The following is a 1,852-nucleotide window of genomic DNA, read 5'->3' as shown; positions in this document are numbered from 1 at the left end:
CCAGGCTGCGCAGGGCGCTCACGCTGTCGGCGTCCAGTTCGGGCCAGGGCAGGCTTTCCATCGCCGACCAGACCGGCGGCACGCCGTTGACGTCCACGTCGTAGCTGGTCTGGCCTTCGATGGCCATGGGCACGCTGCAATCGCCGTCGCTGAAGAACGAGAAGGTCACGGTGCGGCCGCCGCGGTAGAAGTTGCGCACCACGGCGTCGCCATCGGTGCCTTGCGGCAGGGCCACCCAGGTGTCGTCCGGTCCGCGCAGCTGGCCGACCAGGCGGTCGGTGCTGGCGCCGTTGCCCCAGCCGTCCACGGTCCACAGCGACAGGCGCTGCACGTTCTCGCCGTAGCGCTTGAAGTAGGCGATGGTGGTTGCGGCGCCGCTGCTGTCGCGCTGCGAGATCTGGGCGCACATCAGGCCCGAAACCGCGCCCACGTCGAAGGCCAGCGCGCGGTCGTAGTCGAACACCGGCTCGGTGCTGTCGATGCGGCGGGTGCGCTGGGCCTTGGCGGCGGCGTGCAGGCTGATCGGCAACAGGTCGCCGAGGAATTTCCACTGGCCGTCGACCTGGGTCACGGCCATGCCGTCGCCCACAGGCTTGACGTTGCCGTCGGTGTCCTGCAGCACAAACGAGACGCGGCAGGTCGGCGTGGCGCTGGTGTCGCAGCGGCCCAGCGTCGGGCTCATCAGCCGGGAGCCCCACATCGGCGTGCCGTTGTCACCCTGGGCGAAGAAGCTGCAAAGGCCTTGCGCGACCGCAGTGGCACCGCGTGCGACGTCGTTGCCGTCGCCCAGCTGCATGTGGGCGTTCGGTGCCAGCGAGCGCAGGATGCCGGTGCTGGTTTCGCTGCAGGCCGAGGCGCTGGCCAGCGAGGCCGTCATGTTGTTGAACAGGGTTTCCAGGCCGCCCAGCTGCAGGCTGCTGGCGCTGGCGGTGGTCGTCACGGTGCCGGAGGTGTCGCCCTGCGTCATGTAGACGTTGCCCTCGCCGATGCGCGGCGTGATCTGCACGAAGGCGGTGCCGGCGTCAGAGCCGGTGCTGACGCCGATCGCGTCCAGCACACCGTCATAGCCGGTGCGCGAGCCGGCGTCCAGCGGGCTGGAAACAAAGTCGAGGGTGCCGGTGATGCCGGCGCTCGCCAGCACGCTGGACAGGCTGGTGCGCAGCTGGTCCTGGGCGGAGGCGATGCTGTCGGTGGTCAGGGCAGGGTTGCTGCCGCTCATCAGCGTGTCGGGCGACTGGCCCGAGGCCAGCAGCACCATGGCGCTGGTCAGCGGCGTGACATTGGCGGTGCCGGCGGCGCTGGTCACCGAGTAGACGCAAAGGTAGTTCGGGCCGGCATAGCCGCAGGCTTCGATGCGGTACGGCGCCGGGCCGGTCAGCGTCACGTCGGCATAGGTGCCGTCCGCGGCAATCGCCAGGTCGCTGACGACCACGTTGCCGTTGGCGTCCAGCACGCGCAGCCTGCCGTTGGTGATGGGCGCGCCCACGGCCACGGTGCCGGCAATGGTGGTGGCCGGCACCACCGGTGATCCGCCGCCGCCGCCTGCATCGGCCGAGTCAGTGCCGCCGCAGGCGGCCAGCATCACGAGAGAGGCCATGGCCACGGCCGTCAGGCCGAAGCGCCGCGTGGGCGAGAAAAAGCGCATCGAATGTCTCCTGCCAAAAAAGGCGTTGGGATGGGGTGTCCCGGCTTTTCGGCTGGTACATGGGCTGCTGAAGCGCAAAGGCGGCGGCGGCTGTCGCCGCGTTGCCAAGCGTGACGGGCGGCACGCTCAGGCCCTCGAATGGGCCGGAGGTGCCGTAAACGTCACGGCCTGAGGCTGTCGCCCGCCACCCGGCTCAGCGCCGTGCGG

Annotated in this window: 1 pseudogene; it reads right to left on the bottom strand. The window is 70.1% G+C overall.

The annotated features are described in order from the left end of the window. A pseudogene (locus tag FKP22_RS29110) lies at positions 1 to 1,645 on the bottom strand (hypothetical protein); the annotation flags it as partial. Positions 1,646 to 1,852 lie beyond the last annotated feature (207 nt).

The sequence above is a fragment of the Ideonella azotifigens genome (genome assembly GCF_006519715.1).
Classification (GTDB): domain Bacteria; phylum Pseudomonadota; class Gammaproteobacteria; order Burkholderiales; family Burkholderiaceae_C; genus Ideonella; species Ideonella azotifigens.
The sequence above is the reverse complement of the archived record's forward strand: the minus strand, read 5'-3'. Positions and strand labels throughout refer to the sequence as shown.